The sequence below is a fragment of the Salifodinibacter halophilus genome, from assembly GCA_012999515.1.
GTDB classification, from domain to species: Bacteria; Pseudomonadota; Gammaproteobacteria; order Nevskiales; family Salinisphaeraceae; genus Salifodinibacter; species Salifodinibacter halophilus.
The window spans coordinates 1-280 of the sequence record JABEEB010000179.1 but is presented as its reverse complement, the minus strand read 5'-3'; the positions used below and the strand labels follow the sequence as shown (position 1 = coordinate 280).

1 protein-coding gene is annotated in these 280 nt (G+C 61.1%); it reads left to right on the top strand.

The window, feature by feature from the left end:
* Nucleotides 1-132: 132 nt before the first annotated feature.
* Nucleotides 133-280: hypothetical protein (locus tag HKX41_11215; GenBank protein NNC24700.1), on the top strand; the 148-nt coding region annotated here is incomplete at its 3' end.

Below are 280 nucleotides of genomic sequence, written 5' to 3'. Positions count from 1 at the left end.
CTGCACGTATCCCAGTCAAAAATGTCATCACATGCATTCCCATATCGTGATTACAGGCACATATAAGGCATGACGTGCCCGATCCGGCGCGCACCGCGCGACGGGGCGGGTGCGGGCAGGGGGAATGGCGTTTTGTTCAAAGTGTCGTTGCGAGAACACGCTCTGCTGAGCGTCCTGGTCGGCCTGCAACGCGGCGTGCAGCCGGAGACCAGCCATATGAAGCATGCATTGATCGAGGACGGGCTGGCGCTGAGCGTGGACGGCAGGCTGAGCCTGTCCG